The organism is Polaromonas sp. P1_E12 (assembly GCF_056405975.1).
This window is the reverse complement of sequence record NZ_JBFUBB010000007.1, coordinates 135,318-154,004: the sequence shown is the minus strand read 5'-3', so window position 1 is coordinate 154,004 and position 18,687 is coordinate 135,318. Positions and strand designations below refer to the sequence as shown.

Sequence of the window (18,687 nt, the reverse complement as noted above, 5' to 3'; positions counted from 1 at the left end):
AATGGTGCGGATTGAGTTGGGGTGATTGTAGAGGCCCGGCCAGCACTCCAAATGGCCGGCCGTGGCGGCTCAGCCGCGCAGGCTGTGAGCCCAGGCCATGACATCCCCCAAGGGCTGGAGTGCCTGGGCCTGCAAGGCTTGGTCTTTTTCGCCCCGCAGGTGTTTGACGGCAACACAGCCTTGAGCGAACTCGGTTTCGCCAAAAATCAGGGCGTAGCGCGCACCGCTACCGTCAGCCTTCTTGAACTGGGACTTCATGCTGCCCATGCCATCGCCTGTGCCGGCGTGCATCTGCACGTTGATGCCAGCAGCGCGCAAGGCTTCGCAGGTTGCCATCACGGTTGGCATCATCTCGGCAGACGGAACGATCACGTAGACGTCGGGGCCGCTCACCGGCGGCAACACGCCCACCGCCTCAAGCAGAAGCAGCATTCGTTCCACACCCAGGCCCCACCCTACCGCAGGCGTTGGCTTGCCGCCAAGCTGCTCGAACAGGCCGTCGTAACGGCCACCGCCGCAAACCGTACCCTGTGAGCCAAGCTTGTCGGTGACCCATTCGAACACCGTGAGGTTGTAGTAATCCATGCCACGCACCAGGCGCGGATTAATGCGATAGGCCAGCCCTGCCGCGTCGAGCACCGCGCGCACCGCGTTCAGGTGCGCCAGCGAGGCCTCGCCAAGGAAGTCCATGAGCTGCGGAGCGGCTTCCACGACGGATTGCATGGCAGGATTTTTGGTATCGAGGATGCGCAACGGGTTGCTGTGCAGCCGGCGTTTTGCATCTTCGTCAAGCACGCCGGCATGCGCCTCAAAGTGCGTGATCAGCGCGGCACGGTGCGCCATTCGCTCGCTGGGCTGGCCCAGGCTGTTCAGTTCGAGCCGCACGTGCTCCATCGGAATGCCCAGGTCGTGCAGCAGCGCTCGGCACATGAGAATTTGCTCGGCATCCACATCGGGTCCGGCAAAGCCCAGAGCTTCAACGTCGATTTGGTGAAATTGGCGATAACGCCCCTTCTGTGGCCGCTCATGACGAAACAGCGGCACCGCCGACCAGACCCGTATCGGCCCGTTGTACAGCGCGTTGTGTTCGATCATCGCGCGCACAATACCGGCAGTAGCCTCAGGGCGCAATGTGAGCCGGTCGCCATTCATCGAATCGACAAAGGAATACATCTCCTTTTCGACGATATCGGTCACCTCGCCAAGACCACGCACAAACAGCGCGGTCGGCTCGACGATCGGCGTGCGTACATTGGCGTAGGCATAGCGAGCCATCAACGCGCGCACCTTGGCTTCGAACCACTCCCAACGAGCCGACTCCTGGGGCAGGATGTCGTTCATCCCCTTGACGCCTGTCAGTTTTTCCACTTTGGCCACGGCGGATTTTTCTACCGGGCCGGTAGCTGCTTTTTCAACCATGGGTGTTACGCAGCTTCAGCGACGATGTGCGTGCCAAAGCGTTTTTCAATGTAGTTTTCAACAATGACCTGGAATTCCTGCGCAATGTTGTCGCCACGCAAGGTCAGTCTTTTTTCACCATCAATAAACACCGGTGCGGCCGGCGCCTCGCCGGAGCCGGGCAGGCTGATGCCGATATCGGCATGTTTGCTTTCACCCGGTCCATTGACGATACAGCCCATGACGGCGACCTTGAGCCCTTCGACGCCGGGATATTGTTCGCGCCAGACAGGCATCTGAGCACGCAGAAAATCGTCAATTTGCTTGGCCAGCTCCTGGAAGGTCGTACTGGTGGTACGTCCGCAACCTGGGCATGCCGTCACACTGGGCACAAAGGTCCGCAAACCAAGCGCCTGGAGAATCTCTGACGCAATAACCACCTCCTGGGTGCGGGCCTCACCCGGCTGGGGTGTTAGGGAAACGCGAATGGTATCGCCAATGCCTTCTTGCAGCAGGATCGATAACGCCGTGGCAGAAGCCACCGTGCCCTTGGTGGCCATACCTGCTTCCGTCAGCCCCAGGTGAAGCACGTGATCTGTGCGCCGGGCCAATTCTCGATAGACCGAAATCAGGTCCTGAACACCGCTTACCTTGCAGGAAAGGATGATCTGGTGACGAGGCATTCCCATTTCTTCAGCGCGCCGGGCGGAATCGATCGCGGACGTAATCAATGCTTCATACATGACTTGCCTGGCATCCCAAGGGACTGCACGTGCACTGTTCTCATCCATCAAGCTGGCCAGCAGTTCCTGATCAAGGCTGCCCCAGTTCACACCGATACGCACTGGTTTTTTCCAGCGCATGGCAACCTCTATCATTTGGCCAAACTGCCGGTCACGTTTGTCGCCCTTGCCAACATTTCCAGGATTGATGCGGTATTTGGACAACGCCTCCGCGCAAGCGGGGTAATCCGTCAACAACCTATGGCCGTTGTAATGAAAGTCCCCTATCAGTGGAACGTCGATCCCCATCCGATCGAGTTGCTCACGCACATGCGGAACAGCCTGCGCCGCTTCCGGCGTGTTGACGGTGATGCGAACCATCTCGGAACCCGCCAACGCCAGTTCCTTGACTTGAATCGCGGTACCAATGGCATCCACCGTGTCGGTATTGGTCATGGACTGGACGCGCACCGGCGCATCACCGCCGACAGTCAAAATACGGCCGCCCCATGACACCTGTGACTGGAGAGAGCGCCGCGCTTTGGGAAAAGCGGACTCGATCGGGAGGCAACCCTTCGTCATTATTTCACCTCAAATCGGGCAACATTGTCCCTGGCCACGCTGCTCAGATCAAAAGCCTGACCGCGCACCTGCACTTGCGTCACATCTGCCTTACCCACCACGGCGGCCAGTGGCAACGCCCCGGACGCCCCAGCGACCTCTCCGGCGGTCAGAGTACGGCGCAGCACAACCGTTCCCTTGGCATCCGTCACCTCCACCCAGGACTCGCCTCTGGCGCGAAAAGTCACGATACCCGCCGGTGCCGCTGGCGATACAGGTGCAGCAACACCACTTGCCACTGGCACCGGAGCAGGCTGAACGGCCGGACCAGGTAGAGAGGTAGTTGTCGTCACAACAGGGCCGGCAGAAGAGCCGGCAACCGTGGCAGCACCGGTGCCTGAAAAAGTCTCATGACTCTGCTCTGTGGGAAAAACAGGCTTGGCGTCGTTTACCAATCCTCCGCCCGTCATCGCCACAGCTGCGGGCAGCGGTTTGGCGGCCTCGGCACCGCCAGCTTGCATCTCGCTATCACTCTGACCCTTCGTGGCATCCGGCTTGATGACTGGCAGGAAAATCAATACCAGAGCACCAAGCAACAACGCCAGGCCAGCCAGCACTGCAGGCTTCGAAACCTGGGTCCACACAGCAGGCCGGGGGCCTTCCCCTGGCGAGCGAAACGGTGCATTGATGCCAGCACCTTGGTATATCAGCTTGGGGGCGCTGGTTTGAGGCAAGCGTTCAAGCACAGGGGCCGCATCCAGTTTCAGGCTACGGCACACGCTGGAAGCCAGGGCCCGAACAAAAACAGCATCCGGCAGCAAGTCAAAGCGATCCAGCTCCAGCGCTTCGAGTTTTTTTACCGGAACCTTCAAAGATACTGCGAGGGCCGCGATATGTATGCCTGCAGCCTCTCTTGCCTCACGAAGCAGTGTGCCTGCCGTGGGCTCGAAGTCAGTACCCCGGTCAACGCCAGACGCAGCCATTCCAGATATGGCCTCCCCAGCCGATGCAACAACGTCAGCGTCACTCATTGAACGCCCCTTTGTCATAAGCAGCAGCCTCCCGGGACTGCGCAAAACGCTTTTTTAGCTGATCACCGAGCTGCCGTACCGTATCCCGGTTGTTTAATTTACGCTCGATTTTGATGCCTAGCCACAGGGTTTCAGCATTTGCAAGATCACTGTTGTTCAGTCGTCGTATGTAAAACTGCGCCCGAGTTAGATCGCCACGATCGTTCAAAAGACTAGCCAGGTTGTAACCAGTAACAGGATTTCCTGCATCCAATTCATAAGACTGCAGGAGGCTTTGCTCGGCTTCTGCATGCTGTCCAGCACGAACCTGACAAACCCCCTGCGCCATCAGCGTTTTGGCCTTGCCTGCGTATGTTGGGTTCGCCACGGCCTGGGCAAAGAACCGAGAAGACTCGTTATAGCGTCCTTGCTGGCACATCAACCATCCATAGTTATGCGCAACATCCGCATCGCGGGGATTCAATGCAAGAGCCCTGCGAAAACTATCCTCAGCCAGAGGAATATCGTTAAGACGCATGTACACCAGTCCGCGCAGGTTGTAGGCCTCCGCAAAAGTTGGATCCGTGGTCAGCGACTGCTTGATTTCGTCGAGAGCCACATTGGTTTGCCCCTGTTCGAAGTAGCCCGAAGCCAATTCAAGCCGAAGACGCGCACGCCTGCGCTGATCAGGCTCGTCTGATTCCGTAATAATGTCAGTGCGGTTGCCCGGAGACCCTGGAGCGCCTGCGTGATTGGCGCATCCTGCGAGCAATACTGCCAGCCAGCAGGCTGGAACCCAGATCATATTGGCGCGAAATCTCATGTACCCATCCCTTTGGCCACTACGACCTTGATTCCCCCGAGCATACCTTGCCGCTGCGCCGCCATGCGCTGATCCACACCTGTGCGGTCCTGTACATCGCCAGCCAGTTGCCCGCAAGCTGCATCGATATCGTCCCCCCGGGTTTTTCTGACGGTTGTCACAATACCCGCATCCATCAGGATTTTCGCAAATGCCATCACCTGCGGCATGTCAGAACGCTTCAACCCCGAAGCCGGAAATGGATTAAAGGGAATCAGGTTGAATTTGCAGGAGAGCCCTTGCGCTGCCTGGGCCCGAACCAGCGATACGAGCTGACGCGCATGCTCTGGCTGGTCGTTCACACCATCGAGCATGCAATACTCAAACGTGATGAAGTCCCGGGGTGCCGATGACTGATAGCGGGTACAAGCCGCAAGCAGTTCGGCTATGGGGTATTTTTTATTCAAAGGCACAAGGTTGTCGCGCAGTCCATCTTCCGGTGCATGCAGCGATACAGCCAAGGCTACCGGGCAGTCCCCGGCCAACCGATCAATCATGGGCACAACGCCCGATGTCGATACCGTCACCCGTCGGCGTGATAGGCCATAACCATGGTCGTCAAGCATGACCTTCAGGGCTGGCAGGAGCTGCGAGTAGTTCTGCAGGGGCTCACCCATGCCCATCATGACGACGTTGGAAATCACCCGTTCATCCCTGCCTAGATGTTGCCGCAGGAAATGCTCGGCAAACCATAGCTGGGAAACGATCTCTCCCGTGGTCAGGTTACGGCTGAAACCCTGATGACCCGTGGAGCAGAACCGGCAACCAACAGCACAACCGGCCTGCGAGGAAATGCACAATGTTCCTCGATCGGTTTCGGGAATAAAAACAGTTTCAATGATATCGCCTGCACCGACATCAAATAACCATTTGATAGTGCCATCGGCGGAATCGTGCCGGGAAACCACCGTGGGGCTTACGACCTGAGCTGATCCTGCCAGCTTGTCGCGCAGGGATTTTGCCAAATCCGTCATTTGCCCGAAATCCGCAACCCCTTTTTGGTGGATCCAGCGGAAAAGCTGTGTGGCGCGAAAACGCTTTTCACCAAGCTGCCCACAAAAGGCCGCCAAACCATCCAGATCGTAGTCAAGAAGGTTGGCAGTCATCGCAGTAGAGAACCGACTGAACTGCCCCAAGCAAGCGACGGCCCTGGCTGGGTGTAGCAAAGCATGGGGCGAGACATAGTTAACGCGAGTAAACGTTCATGCCGGGAAAGAAGAAAGCAATTTCCACCTTGGCCGTTTCAGCGGCATCCGAACCATGGACGGCATTGGCATCAATGCTGTCTGCGAAATCCGCACGAATGGTGCCGGCGGCAGCCTTCTTCGGATCGGTAGCTCCCATCAGATCACGGTTTTTCAGGATGGCGCCCTCACCTTCCAGCGCCTGGATCATGACAGGACCGGAAATCATGAAGGAAACCAGGTCCTTGAAGAATGGGCGCTCTTTGTGCACCGCATAAAAAGCCTCAGCCTCGCCTTGCGACAAGTGAGCCATCCTGGCGGCCACAATCTTCAAGCCAGCAGCTTCAAAACGCGCATAGATTTGCCCAATGACGTTTTTCGCCACGGCGTCGGGTTTGATGATGGAGAGAGTGCGCTCGATTGCCATGAGATTTCCTTAACTTAAATTTTTTGGAGTCGTAAATTATTCAAAAATTTGAATAAAGCCCATGATTTTAACCTGTAGGCGTATTGGCTCAAATCAACCTTGCGGTTTGAGGTGCCTCTGCGGGGTCATCGATTTCCGCCACGGCTCCCACCGCCGCGATTGCCGCCCCCCCGGTTTCCACCACCGGCACCGCCGCGGCGCGGTCCACCGGTACCGTTTCCGCCCGTACCACCGCCCCCGCGACGCTGCTGACCCTGGCCTTGCCCCTGTCGCTGCCGGGTAAAAGTGTCCGCACCGATATAACCAAATGAGGTTTTCATCGGATCGGGCTGCGCTCCTCCGGCAGCTTTGTCACCACGGTCATCCCGCCGTTTTTGTCCCTGTACTCCATTGCCGTTGCCTTGCGGCTGGCCGGTCCTAAAACCACCACCCGGATTGCCGCCCTGGTTGCGCCCCTTGCCACCGCGGCGCCGGTTTCCACGGGATGCAGAATCGTTAAGATTCAGCGGCGGTTGCAACTCATGTGGATCATGAATCTCCTGATCGTCCCCCGATCCGCCTTGTACCGGCGCTTGAGATGCTTCGCTGTTTGGCGCTGACGGCCGTCCGCGGTCCCCGCGCTGTCGTTCGTTTCGGCGCGGTCCCCGTCTCGGTGGCTCACCCCCCTCCCCATGAATGCCGGCTCCCTGCGCCCCCTCAAGCACTGCGCGAGATTCAGAACGGGTCAAAGCGTTTGTCAGGGCCCAAATATCGCGCTCATCAAGCTCGACAAACGCGCCACGCTTAAGGCCGCGCGGGAGAACCATGGCCCCATAGCGGATGCGAATAAGGCGGCTGACAGCGTGCCCCACTGCCTCAAACATCCGTCTGACCTCGCGGTTACGCCCCTCGGAAATGGTGACCTTGTACCAGCAGTTAGCGCCTTCCCCCCCTCCGGCTTCAATGGAGCTGAACTGGGCCATGCCGTCATCCAGGTTCACACCTTCGAGCAGACGTTTTTTCTCTTCGTTACTGAGCGCACCGAGCACACGGACAGCGTACTCACGCTCCAGGCCGAAACGCGGATGCATCAGCTTGTTGGCCAATTCACCCGAACTGGTCAGCAGCAGAAGGCCCTCCGTATTCAAGTCGAGGCGACCGACCGATTGCCACTTTCCCTGGAACAGCTTGGGTAAACGGCGAAAAACGGTCGGACGGTTTTGCGGGTCATCATGCGTGACCACCTCTCCGGTGGGCTTGTGATAGGCAATCACCCTCGGCGGCGGTGGGTCGATACGCACCCGGATTGGCTTGCCATTGACTTTGACCGTATCGCCAAACTGGATGCGTTGTCCTATATGGGCAGGCTCAGCGTTGACCGAGATTCGCCCCTCCAGAATCAGTTGCTCCATCTCCAGCCGTGAACCCAGCCCCGCCTGGGCAAGCACTTTGTGCAACTTGGGGGTTTCGGGCTGGGGCGCGAGCACTCGCTTGGGCAATGCCAAGGCAACGTCTTCCTCATCAGCATCGAATTGCCCCGTCACGACATCCTCAAACCGGATGGCACCCGGGGCTGGGGCGTTGCGGCCGGCTGAAGGCCGCGGCGCTGGAGCACGGATGGCTTGCGCGGGGCCGGACTCGGAGCGTGCTATTGCTTCCGGCAAATCTTGCAAGGCTTGCTCCTCTATGAGCACCTTGTCCTGCGGCTCACGAGGTGTGTCCGCAGATTCGGAAGCAGGAGGGTCTTGTTGGGTCATGATTTACATTCGGGTGGGCTCATCGCCACCGGTCTCATTGCTCTCAAGAGGCTCGGTATCACTGTCGCCAGCGACCTCTGATTGCGTGTACAGAGTTGGCGCCTCGGCGATCTCACCAATCTCAAACTCTTCAACCGTGCCTGACACGGGCTCCAGCACAGCAGACTCCAGCCGCTCAACATCTGTACCATCCGTGTCCGCCTCCGGCTTGCCCGCAAGTTCAGAGATGCCAAACTCAATCTGCTCGAGCATCGGAAGCTGATTCGGGCTGTCGTCCATCACGGGAAGCTGGTCCAGCGACTCGACCCCAAGGTCGTCAAGAAACTGCCGGGTGGTGGCATAAAGTGCCGGCCGGCCGACAGTTTCCCGATGGCCGATCACCTCCACCCACCCGCGGTCTTCGAGCTGCTTGAGGATCATGCTGTTGATCGTGACTCCCCGGATGTCCTCCATGTCACCGCGCGTCACCGGCTGACGATACGCAATGATGGCCAAGGTTTCCAGTGTGGCACGGCTATAACGCGGGGGTTTTTCGGGGTGCAGCCGGTCCAGATATTCACGCATCTGCGGCCTGCTTTGAAAGCGCCATCCCGTCGCCACGTGAACAAGTTCCACGCCACGACCAGACCAATCGCTTTGCAACTCCTCAAGCACCAGCTTGAGGCTGTCCGCAGTCAATACCCCGTTAAACAGAACTCCCATTTCGCGCAGGGGCAATGGTTGCTGCGCGCAAATAAGTGCTGTTTCGAGGACGCGTTTTGCATCCGTCGTATTCATGATTGTGGTCGTTCCGAAAAAAAGCGGAAAAAAAGGCCGGGAAAACGTGGGTTCGGCGCTTGGCGCGCAGGGCACCCAATACGCAATCTCCTGATCAGGATGCCATGGTGCAGGTAGCTGAAAACTACTGGATTTGATTGTATATCAGGCCCAAACCGGAAATAGCGGCCTGAAGGTCGGCCGGAGGGTCCGACCGGAATTCCATCACTTTGCCAGTCACCGGATGCTCGAATGCCAGCCGGCACGCATGCAGCGCCTGACGGCCAAGCCCAGGAGCAGGAGCCCCCCCGTACAACTCGTCGGATACCAGGGGATGGCCAATGAAGGCCATATGGACCCGGATTTGGTGCGTGCGACCGGTGTGCAGCTTGCATTTGACCAGGCAGTGCTCACCGGCACTTTGAAGCAGCGACACCATAGTGGATGCCGACTTCCCGGCATTCTTTTCCAAGTCCACCACGGCCATCCGCAAACGGTTGCGTGGATCCCGCCCAATGGCAGCTTCTACCTGCCGGGTTTTCCCGCCCAGCCAGGCACCGTGGGCCAGTGCGACATATTCCCGGCTCACGTCGCGGGCGGCGATCAGGCCGACCAACTGGTCCATCACCGTCCGCTGCCGGGCGACCACCATCAAACCGCTGGTGTCTTTATCAAGGCGGTGAACAATGCCGGCGCGTGGCAGGAAGACGGCCTGCGGATCATGCGCGAGCAAGCCGTTCAACAAGGTCCCGCTCCAGTTGCCGGGCGCCGGATGCACAACCAGCCCGGCAGGTTTGTTGATCACCATCAGGTAAGCGTCCTCGAACACGATGTCCAGTGCCATCGCTTCAGGCCTGAATGCCTGGCTTTGCGGCGTTGGACGCAACTCAATGGCGAGTTCATCACCAGCCTTGACCTTCGTGGATGTCTTGGTGACTGTAGAGCCCCCGAGTTTCACCATGCCTGAGTCGATCAACTGCTGAAGATACGTGCGCGAGAACTCGGGCACAATGGCGGCCAACGCGCGGTCGAGACGGCTGCCATGGCTTTCGACCGGGACAGCTACCTGCCGCAACTCCACCTCGACAGCCGTATCGCCCTCCTCCAGCGCCTCATCGGGAACCTCCTCAGGCGCAGTAGCGCCCGATATAATCAATTTGCTTTGTTCTGAATCAGTCATCAAGAAGGTCGATTGCAATGTTTTCCACCAAATTATCGGTTGTTCCCAATGCAATGCCGCTTTTTGCAGCCGTTTGCGCTTTATCTTTTGTGATTGCCGGATGCTCGAGCACCCCTGCGCCCGACAAGACGGCCACATGGAGCCCCAACAAGATTTACGCCGAAGCAAAGGATGAGGCCAGCGGCGGGGCCTATGACAAGGCGATCCCGTTGTACGAAAAACTGGAAGGCCGTGCTGCAGGTACCCCCCTCGCCCAGCAAGCGCAGCTTGAGAAAGCTTATGCCCAGTACAAGGGAGGAGAACAAGCCCAGGCCATCGCGACATTGGACCGGTTTATGAGACTGCATCCGGCCAGCCCGGCCCTGGACTATGCGCTGTACCTCAAAGGCCTGGTGAACTTCAATGACAATCTCGGCATTTTCGGGTTTATCTCCCGTCAGGACTTGTCCGAAAGGGACCAAAAAGCAGCCAAGGAATCCTTTGAGTCATTCAGGGACCTTGTGACTCGCTTTCCAGAGTCAAAATACTCGCCGGATGCCCGTCTGCGGATGAGCTATATCGTGAACTCGCTGGCCCAATCCGAAGTGCATGTCGCGCGGTACTATTACTCAAGGGGTGCCTACGTGGCGGCAATCAACCGTGCGCAGAGTGCAATCGCCGACTACCGCGATGTACCCGCATTGGAAGAGGCTACCTTCATTCTTTATAAGTCCTACGAAGCGCTGGGTATGGTTGAATTGCGTGACGATACCCGCCGTATCCTCGAAAAGAGCTACCCGCAAAGCGAATACTTAAGCAAGGGATTCAAGTCGGGAGACAATCCTTGGTACAAGTTCTGGTAAGAGCTTCCAGCCGGTCGAACAGCTCCTCCTCGGATGCCAACCGCCGCATCGGCGGAAGAGCTCTCAGCAAACGCCGCCCATAACCCATGGTTGCCAGGCGGCTGTCGCACACCACCAACACCCCCTGGTCACTTTCTCGGCGTATCAGACGCCCGGCACCCTGCTTGAGAGCCACCGCCGCCTCGGGCAGAAAATAGTCGTTAAAAGCACTGCGTCCTTGTGATTCGAGGAGCTTTGAGCGCGCCTCTGCCAGCGGGTCGTTCGGAGGAGGAAAAGGCAGCTTGTCAATGACAACCAGTTGAAGCGCGTCGCCAGGCACGTCAATGCCCTCCCAAAATGACGCCGAAGCCACCAGCACGCAGCCTTTGCCGCCTTTGGCATTGCCTTCTCGGAAGCGTTCAATCAGCACACGCTTGGGCATGGCCCCCTGAACCAGCACCTCCATGTCCGGCGAATTCAGAAAAACCTCTCTGAGTGCATCACCAATGGTGCGCAAAGCCCGCAGTGTGGTCGTCAAAACCATAGTGCGCCCCCCGAGACGTCTCGACCATCTGGCTGCAGCTTCGGCGACTTTCATGGTGTGCGCGGGGTCTCCCGGTTTGGGGAACACCCCAGGCACATATAACGCCGCCTGCCTCTCGTAATCAAAAGGACTTCCTACCCGCAAGACCTCGGCATCCTCCAGCCCGCAAGGCTTGGTAAACCAGCTGAGCTTGTCGTCATCTCCCAGTGTGGCAGAAGTGAATATCCATGACTTTGCCGAGCCGGCGGAAGCGCCCAGCACTTTGCTTTTCACCGCCTTCGAAATATCCAGCGGCGATTCGACCAGCCGGAGCTGGGTTCCCACGTCAGCCCAGCGCACGCAGCCCGCCTCGCATGCCTGAACGAAGCGCTGGGCGCGTTCCGCCAGCTCCTCGGCACGCTCATGGAGGCGAACGAAATCAGGCGCGATTTCACTGACCGTATCCAGGGCGGCAGAAGCCTGCTCGCAAGACGTGTGAATGACTTGCAACGCACTGGTCCACTCAGCCGCATTCAACCCCTCCGGAGACTCACCCACCCATCGCAGTTTGGTGCCTGGGTACTGTTTCCCGGCACACAGACGCAGCTCGCGCGCAGCGTGCTCGACGGTCGACACCACCTCCTGCCAGTCCACCAGCCCGCGGGCCAGCTGCAGGCCAGTTGCCAGCATGTCCCTTGCAAAATCAAGAAGCTGGCCCGTGGTCAGGTTTGTTCCCAGAAATTGCACACCGGTCTCGTTGAGCTGGTGCGCTTCATCGAAGATGGCGATGCGCACGGAAGGCAGCAACTCAGCGACGCCGGATTCGCGCACCGCCAGATCGGCAAAGAACAGGTGGTGGTTGATCACCACCACGTCGGCAGCCATGGCCTCCCTGCGGGCCAGGTTCACATGACAGGCCCGAAAACGCGGACAGGTGGCGCCCAGGCAGTTTTCACGCGTGGAGGTCACCAGAGGAATCATCGGCGAACGTTCGTCCAGCCCCGGGAGTTCGGCCAGGTCGCCGGTGCGCGTGAGCTTGGACCATTCTTCAATTTTGGCCAGGGCGCGCACGGAAACGCCGCCGGGCAAATAAGCCTCCTGACGCGCCATTTCCATGCGGTGCAGACACAGGTAGCTGGCCCGCCCCTTGAGAAGCGCCGTGCTGACCGGAAGACCCAGCGCCTCCACCAGGCGCGGCAAATCACGACCGAAAAGCTGGTCTTGCAAGGCCTTGGTCGCCGTCGACAACAACACACGCTCGCCGCTCAGCAAAGCGGGGACCAGGTAGGAAAAAGTTTTACCGACGCCGGTGCTGGCCTCGACCACCAAGGGGTATGCACCCTCGATGGCACGCGCCACGGCCAGGGCCATTTCGGTCTGGCCGCTGCGAGGCACAAAATGCTCAGCGGCACGCGACAGGACGCCTCCCGGCGCGAAGGCCTCTTCGACTTCAATCGCAAGGGTCATCAAGCAGGCTCTGGGGGATCCAGCGACAGCTCAAGCTGTGCAATCTGGTCACGAAGCTGCAAACGCCGCTTTTTGAGGCGCCTGAGCAACAACTCGTCAATGGGAAAGGCGTGCGCGGTCAGGTCCACCAGCGCATTGAGATCGGCGTGCTCCATTTTGAGTTCGATCAGCTGGCGTTCCGGGGAATGTAGATTTAAGTCCAAGGTTTTTATCCGTACACGCTGCTTCGCTTGATAATACGTCGATTGCGACCATAAATCGAGCTCGCGCTTGAACGACCACACAATGTCCAAAGGTTATCGAATCACAGCGTCCACCGGTATCCATAAAGGCGATCGGGACTACCAGCAGGATCAGGTCAACCTGTTCAGTCACTCACGCATTCCCGGCTGCATGCTGGGTATCGTGGCGGACGGTATGGGAGGCCGTAGCGGGGGGCGCAAAGCCTCCGATCAGGTCATGTTGACGGCCAAGCAGCTTTTTGAACGTTATGCCCCGGAAACGGACGATGCGCCTGCGATGCTCAAGCAGGTCATTGAAGAGGCCCATATCGTCATCAAATTGACTGCGATCTCGGCTGAGCAGGAACCGCACAGCACGCTGGCGGCATTTCTGATCAACCCGGGTGGGGACTGTCACTGGGTACATACCGGAGACTCCAGGATCTACCATTACCAGGGCAGCAAGCTGGTACACAGGACGGTGGACCATTCGTATGTGCAGACTCTGGTGGACAAAGGCGAGATTACTGAGGAAGAAGCCAATGTTCATCCGCAGTCAAACATCCTGATGGGTTGCCTGGGTACGGAAGATGCGCCACCTATTACCCACCATTTCATCCCGCAACTCCGGCCTGAAGACGTCCTGCTGGCTTGCAGCGATGGGGTCTGGCACTATTTCAGCACCAGTGAAATGGGCTCAGCCCTGTCCATGCTGTCACCCCGTGAAGCCACTGAATTCCTGATTCAGAAAGCACGTTCCCGCGCGCGAGGCGGCGGTGACAATCTCTCGCTGGTGATTGTCAAACTCGAGCCTTTGGCCGCTGAGCCACCGGCCCGCTTAGTCGGGTAAGGGTAAGGACTTCGCTGGCGGCTTGGTCTGCTTCAGACGATCTCTTTCATGCTGGGCTTTGCGCTCCAGCGCCTCCTTTTGGCGGTCGTTGAATTTTTTAGCCTCTTCCGCTGCAACAGCCTGCTTTTCGCTTCTGGACTGGGATTTTTCCTGACCGCTTTTTAATCTGGCAGCGTTCGCGTCACTACTACCTTGCTCACCTGCCTTGGCCGCCGCACGGTCTTCGGTTTTCTTTTTTTCCCGCTCAAGACGAGACTGGGAGTCTTCCAGAGCCTTCGCCCGACGATCCGCGGCTTCCTGCTGTTTCTCCGGTGACGATTTTTCTTCCGTTTTACGGATCTGCTCCGCACCCTTGATGCGGCGTTCCTCGTCATTGAGCGACAGCTCTTGCCGGCGAAGGTCTGCCATGGCTTCGCGCCGCCGGTCATTGACTTTTCCCAGGCAGCTGTTGACGGCAAACCGGTCGTAGCAGGCTGCATCCTCAGCCAAAAATCCCGCTTCCAGCCTGTTGCGTTCGGCGCTGATTCTCGTCCGCTCGGCATCAATGCTTCGCATCTGGTCAGCGGGTGCAGCCGTCTCGACCGTGGACTGCGCATTCGCGAGCACGCTTAAAGCGATGAGAAAACAGGCGGTAACCAGATGCTTCATGTGAGTGTTGTATCCACGTTTCTGCGTTCAAGCGCCAGGAATTCCTTTGACTGCATTTCGTTGAGCCGGGAAACCGTACGGGGGAATTCGTGTACCAGCGGCCCCTCGGTGTACAACGCCTCAGGAGCGACTTCTGCCGACATGATCAACTTGACCCGGCGGTCATACAGCACATCCACCAGCCAGGTAAACCGCCGTGCCTCCGACGCCATACGCACCGGCATATGCGGTACATCGCTTAGCAGCACGGTATGAAACTGCGTGGCTATTTCCAGGTAATCGTTTTGCGAACGCGGACCACCGCACAGCGTCTTGAAGTCAAACCAGACGACTCCCCCCGCCTTGCGCCTGGCCTGGATTTGCCTGGACTCAATCTGCAATACCGGGTTCTCATCCTGAGACTCTGCCAGCGCATTAAAAGTTTCAGTCATTTCAGCATCGGCCTGAAGGCCTAGCGGGGTGTGATAGAGCTTCGCCTGGGCTAACGTGCGCCCGCGGTAGTCCGTCCCGTTGTCAACACTGATGACCTCCAGCTTGGCCTTCAGGAGTTCAATGGCCGGGAGAACACGGTCGCGATGCATGCCATTCGGATACAGCTCGTCCGGCTGAAAGTTGGAAGTTGTGACAAAGCCGACTCCATTGTCAAACAGCGCCGACAACAGACGATGAAGAATCATTGCGTCGGTGATGTCCGCCACATGAAACTCGTCAAAGCAGATGAGCCGGTATCGCTTCGCAATGCGCCGGCCCAGCTCATCCAGCGGATTCGCCGTACCCTGAAGGTCCTGCAACTCCCGGTGCACCTCGCGCATGAACTCGTGAAAGTGCAGCCGTACCTTGCGCCTGAGCGGGACAGCCCCGAAAAAGCAGTCCATCAAGAAACTTTTTCCCCTGCCAACGCCTCCGTGCATGTACACGCCACGAGGGATATCAGGCCGGTTTATCAGCTTCTTGATGGCATTGGAGCGCTGCTCCTTGAACGCCGCCCACTCAGAGGCGCAACGCTCAAGCGCTTCGACTGCCCGCAACTGGGCAGGATCGCTTTGATAGCCCCGCGCCGCAAGTTCGGCGTCGTACGCCGAGCGCACCGGTTGATTCACCGACTTCTTGCCTGCATGCTCAGAAGTTCAAGGTGCGCTTGTCGACTGCCAGCGCGGCTTCCTTGGTCGCTTCGCTCAGGGACGGATGGGCATGGCAGATGCGGGCAATGTCTTCACTGCTGGCCCGGAATTCCATGGCCACCACACATTCGGCGATCAGTTCGCTGGCCATCGGACCGACGATGTGCACGCCGAGAATTTCATCCGTCGCGGCATCGGCCAGCATCTTCACCATGCCAGTCGTGTCACCCAGCGCGCGTGCGCGGCCATTGGCCATGAACGGGAAAGTCCCTGCCTTGTATGCCCGGCCGGCAGCCTTGAGCTGCTCTTCGGTCTGGCCCACCCAGGCGATTTCAGGGTTGGTGTAGATCACCCAGGGAATCGTGTTGAAGTTGACGTGACCATGCTGCCCAGCAATGCGCTCGGCAACCGCAACGCCCTCTTCCTCGGCCTTGTGCGCCAGCATGGGGCCGCGTACCACGTCGCCGATAGCCCAGACATTGGGCAGGCTGGTTTTGCATTCCTCATCCACCACCACGGCGCCGCGCTCGTCGAGCTTCAGGCCAACGGCTTCAGGGTTCAGGCCCTGGGTGTTGGCTACCCGGCCAATGGAGATGATGAGCTTGTCCACTTCCAGGGTCTGGGCTTCGCCCTTGGCATCGGTATAGGCAACACTCACACCTTTCTTGCCGCTCTTGATCTCGCCGACCTTCACGCCGAGCGCGATTTTCAGACCCTGCTTGTCGAATGCTTTCTTTGCTTCCTTGGCGATCTGCTGATCGACTGCGCCCAGGAACGTCGGCAGGCCTTCCAGTACCGTCACGTCTGCACCCAGGCGGCGCCAGACCGAGCCCATTTCCAGGCCGATCACGCCGGAGCCGATCAGGCCCAGCTTCTTGGGCACGGCGCCGATGCGCAGTGCGCCGTCATTCGACAGGATGTTTTCCTCGTCAAATGGTGCCCCCGGGAGAGCGCGGGCGTTGGAACCCGTGGCCACGATGATGTGCTTGCCGGAGATGGTTTCCTCAGCGGCACCGGCGACCTTGACGTCATAGAGGCCGTCTTTTGCAGCGACAAAGGAGCCGCGGCCGTGAAAAAAGGTGACCTTGTTCTTCTTGAACAGGTAGACGATGCCGTCGTTGTTCTGCTTGACGACCGTGTCCTTGCGGGCAAGCATCTTCGTGATATCCAGGCCGAGGCCTTTGACCTCGATGCCATGATCGGCAAAGTGGTGGCTGGCGTGGTCGAAATGTTCGGACGATTGCAGCAGCGCCTTGGACGGAATGCAGCCCACGTTGGTGCAGGTGCCACCCAGGGCCGGGCCACCTTTGGCGTTCTTCCATTCGTCGATACAGGCGACGTTGAAACCCAGTTGGGCGGCGCGAATCGCGGCAATGTAACCGCCGGGGCCGCCACCGATGACGATGACGTCGAATTGTTTAGACATATTTCTTTATTCCTTCTTGAGTTCAAACGCCCCCGCATGGAGGACGATTCCAAATACACCGGTGCGCGCCTGCAGGCTTTCCTGCTGGGGACCATCGCGGCCAATTTTCACGGTCGTTCCGGGCGTGGTCTTGCAGACAAACAAATGTCTGGCATCGAGGCATTCAATCCCGCCGGCGGCATGCAGCGCGGCCCAGCCAAAGCCCTCGTACTCCTCCGCGAGAAAGCGGCGCAGGAATACGGTTTCCGCAGGGGTCCGCACATCGGCAATGGTCCATCGCGCCAGGTCCGACTGGTATGTTTCAACCAGCTTCCCCGGGTCAGCATCCGGCGCCTTCGCCAATACCAGCCGGGACTCCGCCTGCGAAACACTGACCCATTGCAGCCCGTAATAACCGCTCCAGTTGTCGCCAGCCGGCGCAGCAGCCGCAGCCAGGCCCACGCTCAACGTGCAGGCCAGGCAGGCGACGAGGCGGCGCATCGACAGCCTTAGATGTCGAACAACAGGCGTGCAGGATCTTCCAGCGCTTCTTTCATCGCCACCAGGCCCAGCACAGCTTCACGACCGTCGACGATGCGGTGGTCATAGCTCATTGCCAGGTAGTTCATCGGACGGACCACGATCTGGCCGTTTTCGACCACGGCACGGTCCTTGGTCGCATGCACGCCCAGGATCGCCGACTGCGGCGGGTTGATGATGGGCGTGGACAACATGGAGCCGAAAACACCGCCATTGGAGATCGAGAAAGTACCGCCGGACATTTCTTCAATGCCCAGCTTGCCGTCGCGTGCCTTGGCACCGTATTCGGCAATCTTCTTCTCGATGTCGGCAAAGCTCATCTGGTCTGCATTGCGCAGAATGGGCACCACCAGGCCGCGCGGGGAACCGACGGCGATGCCGATGTCGAAGTAGCCGTGGTAAACGATGTCATTGCCGTCAACCGATGCGTTGAGCACGGGGTACTTCTTCAACGCATGCACAGCGGCCTTGACGAAGAAGCTCATGAAGCCGATCTTCACACCGTGTTCTTTTTCAAACTTCTCCTGGAAGCGCTTGCGCATTTCCATCACCGGCGCCATGTTCACTTCATTGAACGTGGTCAGGATGGCGTTGGTGGCCTGCGATTGCAGCAGGCGCTCGGCGATACGCGCGCGCAGGCGGCTCATGGGCACGCGCTGCTCGGGACGGTCACCCAGATCGGAAGGTTTGGCGGAAGCAGCAACCTGCGGCAAGGCCGCAGTAGGCACGCCTGTGGGAATGGCAACAGCAGCGGCCGGCTTGGCACCGCCAGCAGCCGCACCGAGGACGTCGCCCTTGGTAACGCGGCCATCCTTGCCGGTTCCAGGCACCGAACCAGCGGCAAGGTTGTTGTCGGCCATCAGCTTGGCTGCAGCCGGCATGGGAACGCCAGCCATGGAGCCACCGGCTGCGGGTGCAGGCGCGGAGACAACAGCAGCGGCAGGTGCTGCAGCGGCCGCCGCCGGAGCAGCGGCACCCGCTTTGCCTTCGGTGTCGATCCGGGCAATCACCTGATCTGACACCACCGTGCCGCCGTCCGCGACGACCAGCTCGGTCAGCACGCCGGCGGAAGGCGCTGGCACTTCCAGCACCACCTTGTCGGTTTCGATCTCAATCAGGATTTCATCCACCGCGATTGCATCACCGACTTTTTTCTTCCACTGCAGCATGGTGGCCTCGGCCACGGACTCGGACAACTGGGGGACTTTGACTTCTACGATAGCCATGTTGATTCTTTCGGGTTCGTTCTTGTATT

Annotated in this window: 18 protein-coding genes; 2 read left to right on the top strand and 16 right to left on the bottom strand. The window is 59.0% G+C overall.

Annotation, left to right across the window (positions count from 1 at the left end):
- Positions 1–69: 69 nt before the first annotated feature.
- The 9 genes from hisS to AC1D13_RS18885 all read right to left on the bottom strand — a co-directional run bounded on the left by hisS (position 70) and on the right by AC1D13_RS18885 (position 9,836).
- Entirely contained in the window at positions 70–1,419 is a 1,350-nt protein-coding gene (hisS, locus tag AC1D13_RS18925) for a histidine--tRNA ligase (protein WP_477690098.1), read from the bottom strand.
- Positions 1,420–1,424: 5 nt separating this feature from the next.
- Positions 1,425–2,702, bottom strand: a complete 1,278-nt coding sequence (gene ispG / locus AC1D13_RS18920) for a flavodoxin-dependent (E)-4-hydroxy-3-methylbut-2-enyl-diphosphate synthase (RefSeq protein WP_477690097.1) — start codon at positions 2,700–2,702, stop codon at positions 1,425–1,427.
- On the bottom strand, positions 2,702–3,712 hold the full coding sequence (locus AC1D13_RS18915; RefSeq protein ID WP_477665911.1) for a RodZ domain-containing protein: 1,011 nt from the start codon (positions 3,710–3,712) through the stop codon (positions 2,702–2,704). The genes ispG and AC1D13_RS18915 overlap by 1 nt, the downstream gene beginning before the upstream one ends.
- On the bottom strand, positions 3,705–4,514 hold the full coding sequence (gene pilW / locus AC1D13_RS18910; protein WP_457280670.1) for a type IV pilus biogenesis/stability protein PilW: 810 nt from the start codon (positions 4,512–4,514) through the stop codon (positions 3,705–3,707). Before pilW ends, AC1D13_RS18915 begins: the two co-directional genes overlap by 8 nt.
- Entirely contained in the window at positions 4,511–5,659 is a 1,149-nt protein-coding gene (gene rlmN / locus AC1D13_RS18905; protein WP_457280669.1) for a dual-specificity RNA methyltransferase RlmN, read from the bottom strand. Before rlmN ends, pilW begins: the two co-directional genes overlap by 4 nt.
- A 79-nt stretch (positions 5,660–5,738) precedes the next feature.
- Positions 5,739–6,164, bottom strand: coding sequence for a nucleoside-diphosphate kinase (gene ndk, locus AC1D13_RS18900; protein ID WP_457280668.1), 426 nt, complete (start codon positions 6,162–6,164; stop codon positions 5,739–5,741).
- Between the two features lie 125 nt (positions 6,165–6,289).
- The gene (locus AC1D13_RS18895; protein WP_457280667.1) at positions 6,290–7,900 is read right to left on the bottom strand and encodes a pseudouridine synthase; all 1,611 of its coding nucleotides are present in this window, start codon (positions 7,898–7,900) and stop codon (positions 6,290–6,292) included.
- A 3-nt stretch (positions 7,901–7,903) separates the two neighbouring features.
- Positions 7,904–8,677, bottom strand: coding sequence for an SMC-Scp complex subunit ScpB (scpB, locus tag AC1D13_RS18890; protein ID WP_477690096.1), 774 nt, complete (start codon positions 8,675–8,677; stop codon positions 7,904–7,906).
- Positions 8,678–8,801: 124 nt separating this feature from the next.
- The gene (locus AC1D13_RS18885) at positions 8,802–9,836 is read right to left on the bottom strand and encodes an RluA family pseudouridine synthase (RefSeq protein WP_457280665.1); all 1,035 of its coding nucleotides are present in this window, start codon (positions 9,834–9,836) and stop codon (positions 8,802–8,804) included.
- A 17-nt stretch (positions 9,837–9,853) separates the two neighbouring features.
- Between AC1D13_RS18885 and AC1D13_RS18880 the strand changes: the two genes are divergently transcribed.
- Positions 9,854–10,678: an outer membrane protein assembly factor BamD gene (locus AC1D13_RS18880; RefSeq protein WP_457280664.1), complete on the top strand. Its 825-nt coding sequence runs from the start codon at positions 9,854–9,856 to the stop codon at positions 10,676–10,678.
- Here AC1D13_RS18880 and AC1D13_RS18875 read toward each other — a convergent pair.
- Both AC1D13_RS18875 and AC1D13_RS18870 read right to left on the bottom strand, forming a co-directional pair.
- On the bottom strand, positions 10,641–12,647 hold the full coding sequence (locus tag AC1D13_RS18875) for an ATP-dependent DNA helicase (protein WP_477690095.1): 2,007 nt from the start codon (positions 12,645–12,647) through the stop codon (positions 10,641–10,643). The genes AC1D13_RS18880 and AC1D13_RS18875 overlap by 38 nt on opposite strands.
- Positions 12,647–12,850 (bottom strand): DUF465 domain-containing protein, encoded by a 204-nt coding sequence (locus tag AC1D13_RS18870; protein ID WP_457280662.1) that lies wholly within the window; start codon positions 12,848–12,850, stop codon positions 12,647–12,649. The genes AC1D13_RS18875 and AC1D13_RS18870 overlap by 1 nt, the downstream gene beginning before the upstream one ends.
- An 82-nt stretch (positions 12,851–12,932) precedes the next feature.
- Here AC1D13_RS18870 and AC1D13_RS18865 point away from each other — a divergent pair, with 82 nt between their 5' ends.
- Entirely contained in the window at positions 12,933–13,718 is a 786-nt protein-coding gene (locus tag AC1D13_RS18865) for a PP2C family protein-serine/threonine phosphatase (RefSeq protein ID WP_457280983.1), read from the top strand.
- Here the strand turns inward: AC1D13_RS18865 and AC1D13_RS18860 are convergent.
- Genes AC1D13_RS18860 through odhB form a run of 5 tightly spaced genes read right to left on the bottom strand, consistent with a single transcriptional unit; the run spans position 13,707 to position 18,658 of the window.
- Positions 13,707–14,366, bottom strand: a complete 660-nt coding sequence (locus AC1D13_RS18860) for a hypothetical protein (RefSeq protein WP_457280661.1) — start codon at positions 14,364–14,366, stop codon at positions 13,707–13,709. The two genes, AC1D13_RS18865 and AC1D13_RS18860, sit on opposite strands and share 12 nt — an antisense overlap.
- On the bottom strand, positions 14,363–15,466 hold the full coding sequence (zapE, locus tag AC1D13_RS18855) for a cell division protein ZapE (RefSeq protein ID WP_477665908.1): 1,104 nt from the start codon (positions 15,464–15,466) through the stop codon (positions 14,363–14,365). Before zapE ends, AC1D13_RS18860 begins: the two co-directional genes overlap by 4 nt.
- Before the next feature lie 19 nt (positions 15,467–15,485).
- On the bottom strand, positions 15,486–16,913 hold the full coding sequence (gene lpdA, locus AC1D13_RS18850; protein ID WP_477665907.1) for a dihydrolipoyl dehydrogenase: 1,428 nt from the start codon (positions 16,911–16,913) through the stop codon (positions 15,486–15,488).
- A gap of 6 nt (positions 16,914–16,919) precedes the next feature.
- On the bottom strand, positions 16,920–17,393 hold the full coding sequence (locus tag AC1D13_RS18845; protein WP_477665906.1) for a hypothetical protein: 474 nt from the start codon (positions 17,391–17,393) through the stop codon (positions 16,920–16,922).
- Between the two features lie 8 nt (positions 17,394–17,401).
- The gene (gene odhB, locus AC1D13_RS18840) at positions 17,402–18,658 is read right to left on the bottom strand and encodes a 2-oxoglutarate dehydrogenase complex dihydrolipoyllysine-residue succinyltransferase (protein ID WP_477665905.1); all 1,257 of its coding nucleotides are present in this window, start codon (positions 18,656–18,658) and stop codon (positions 17,402–17,404) included.
- Positions 18,659–18,687 lie beyond the last annotated feature (29 nt).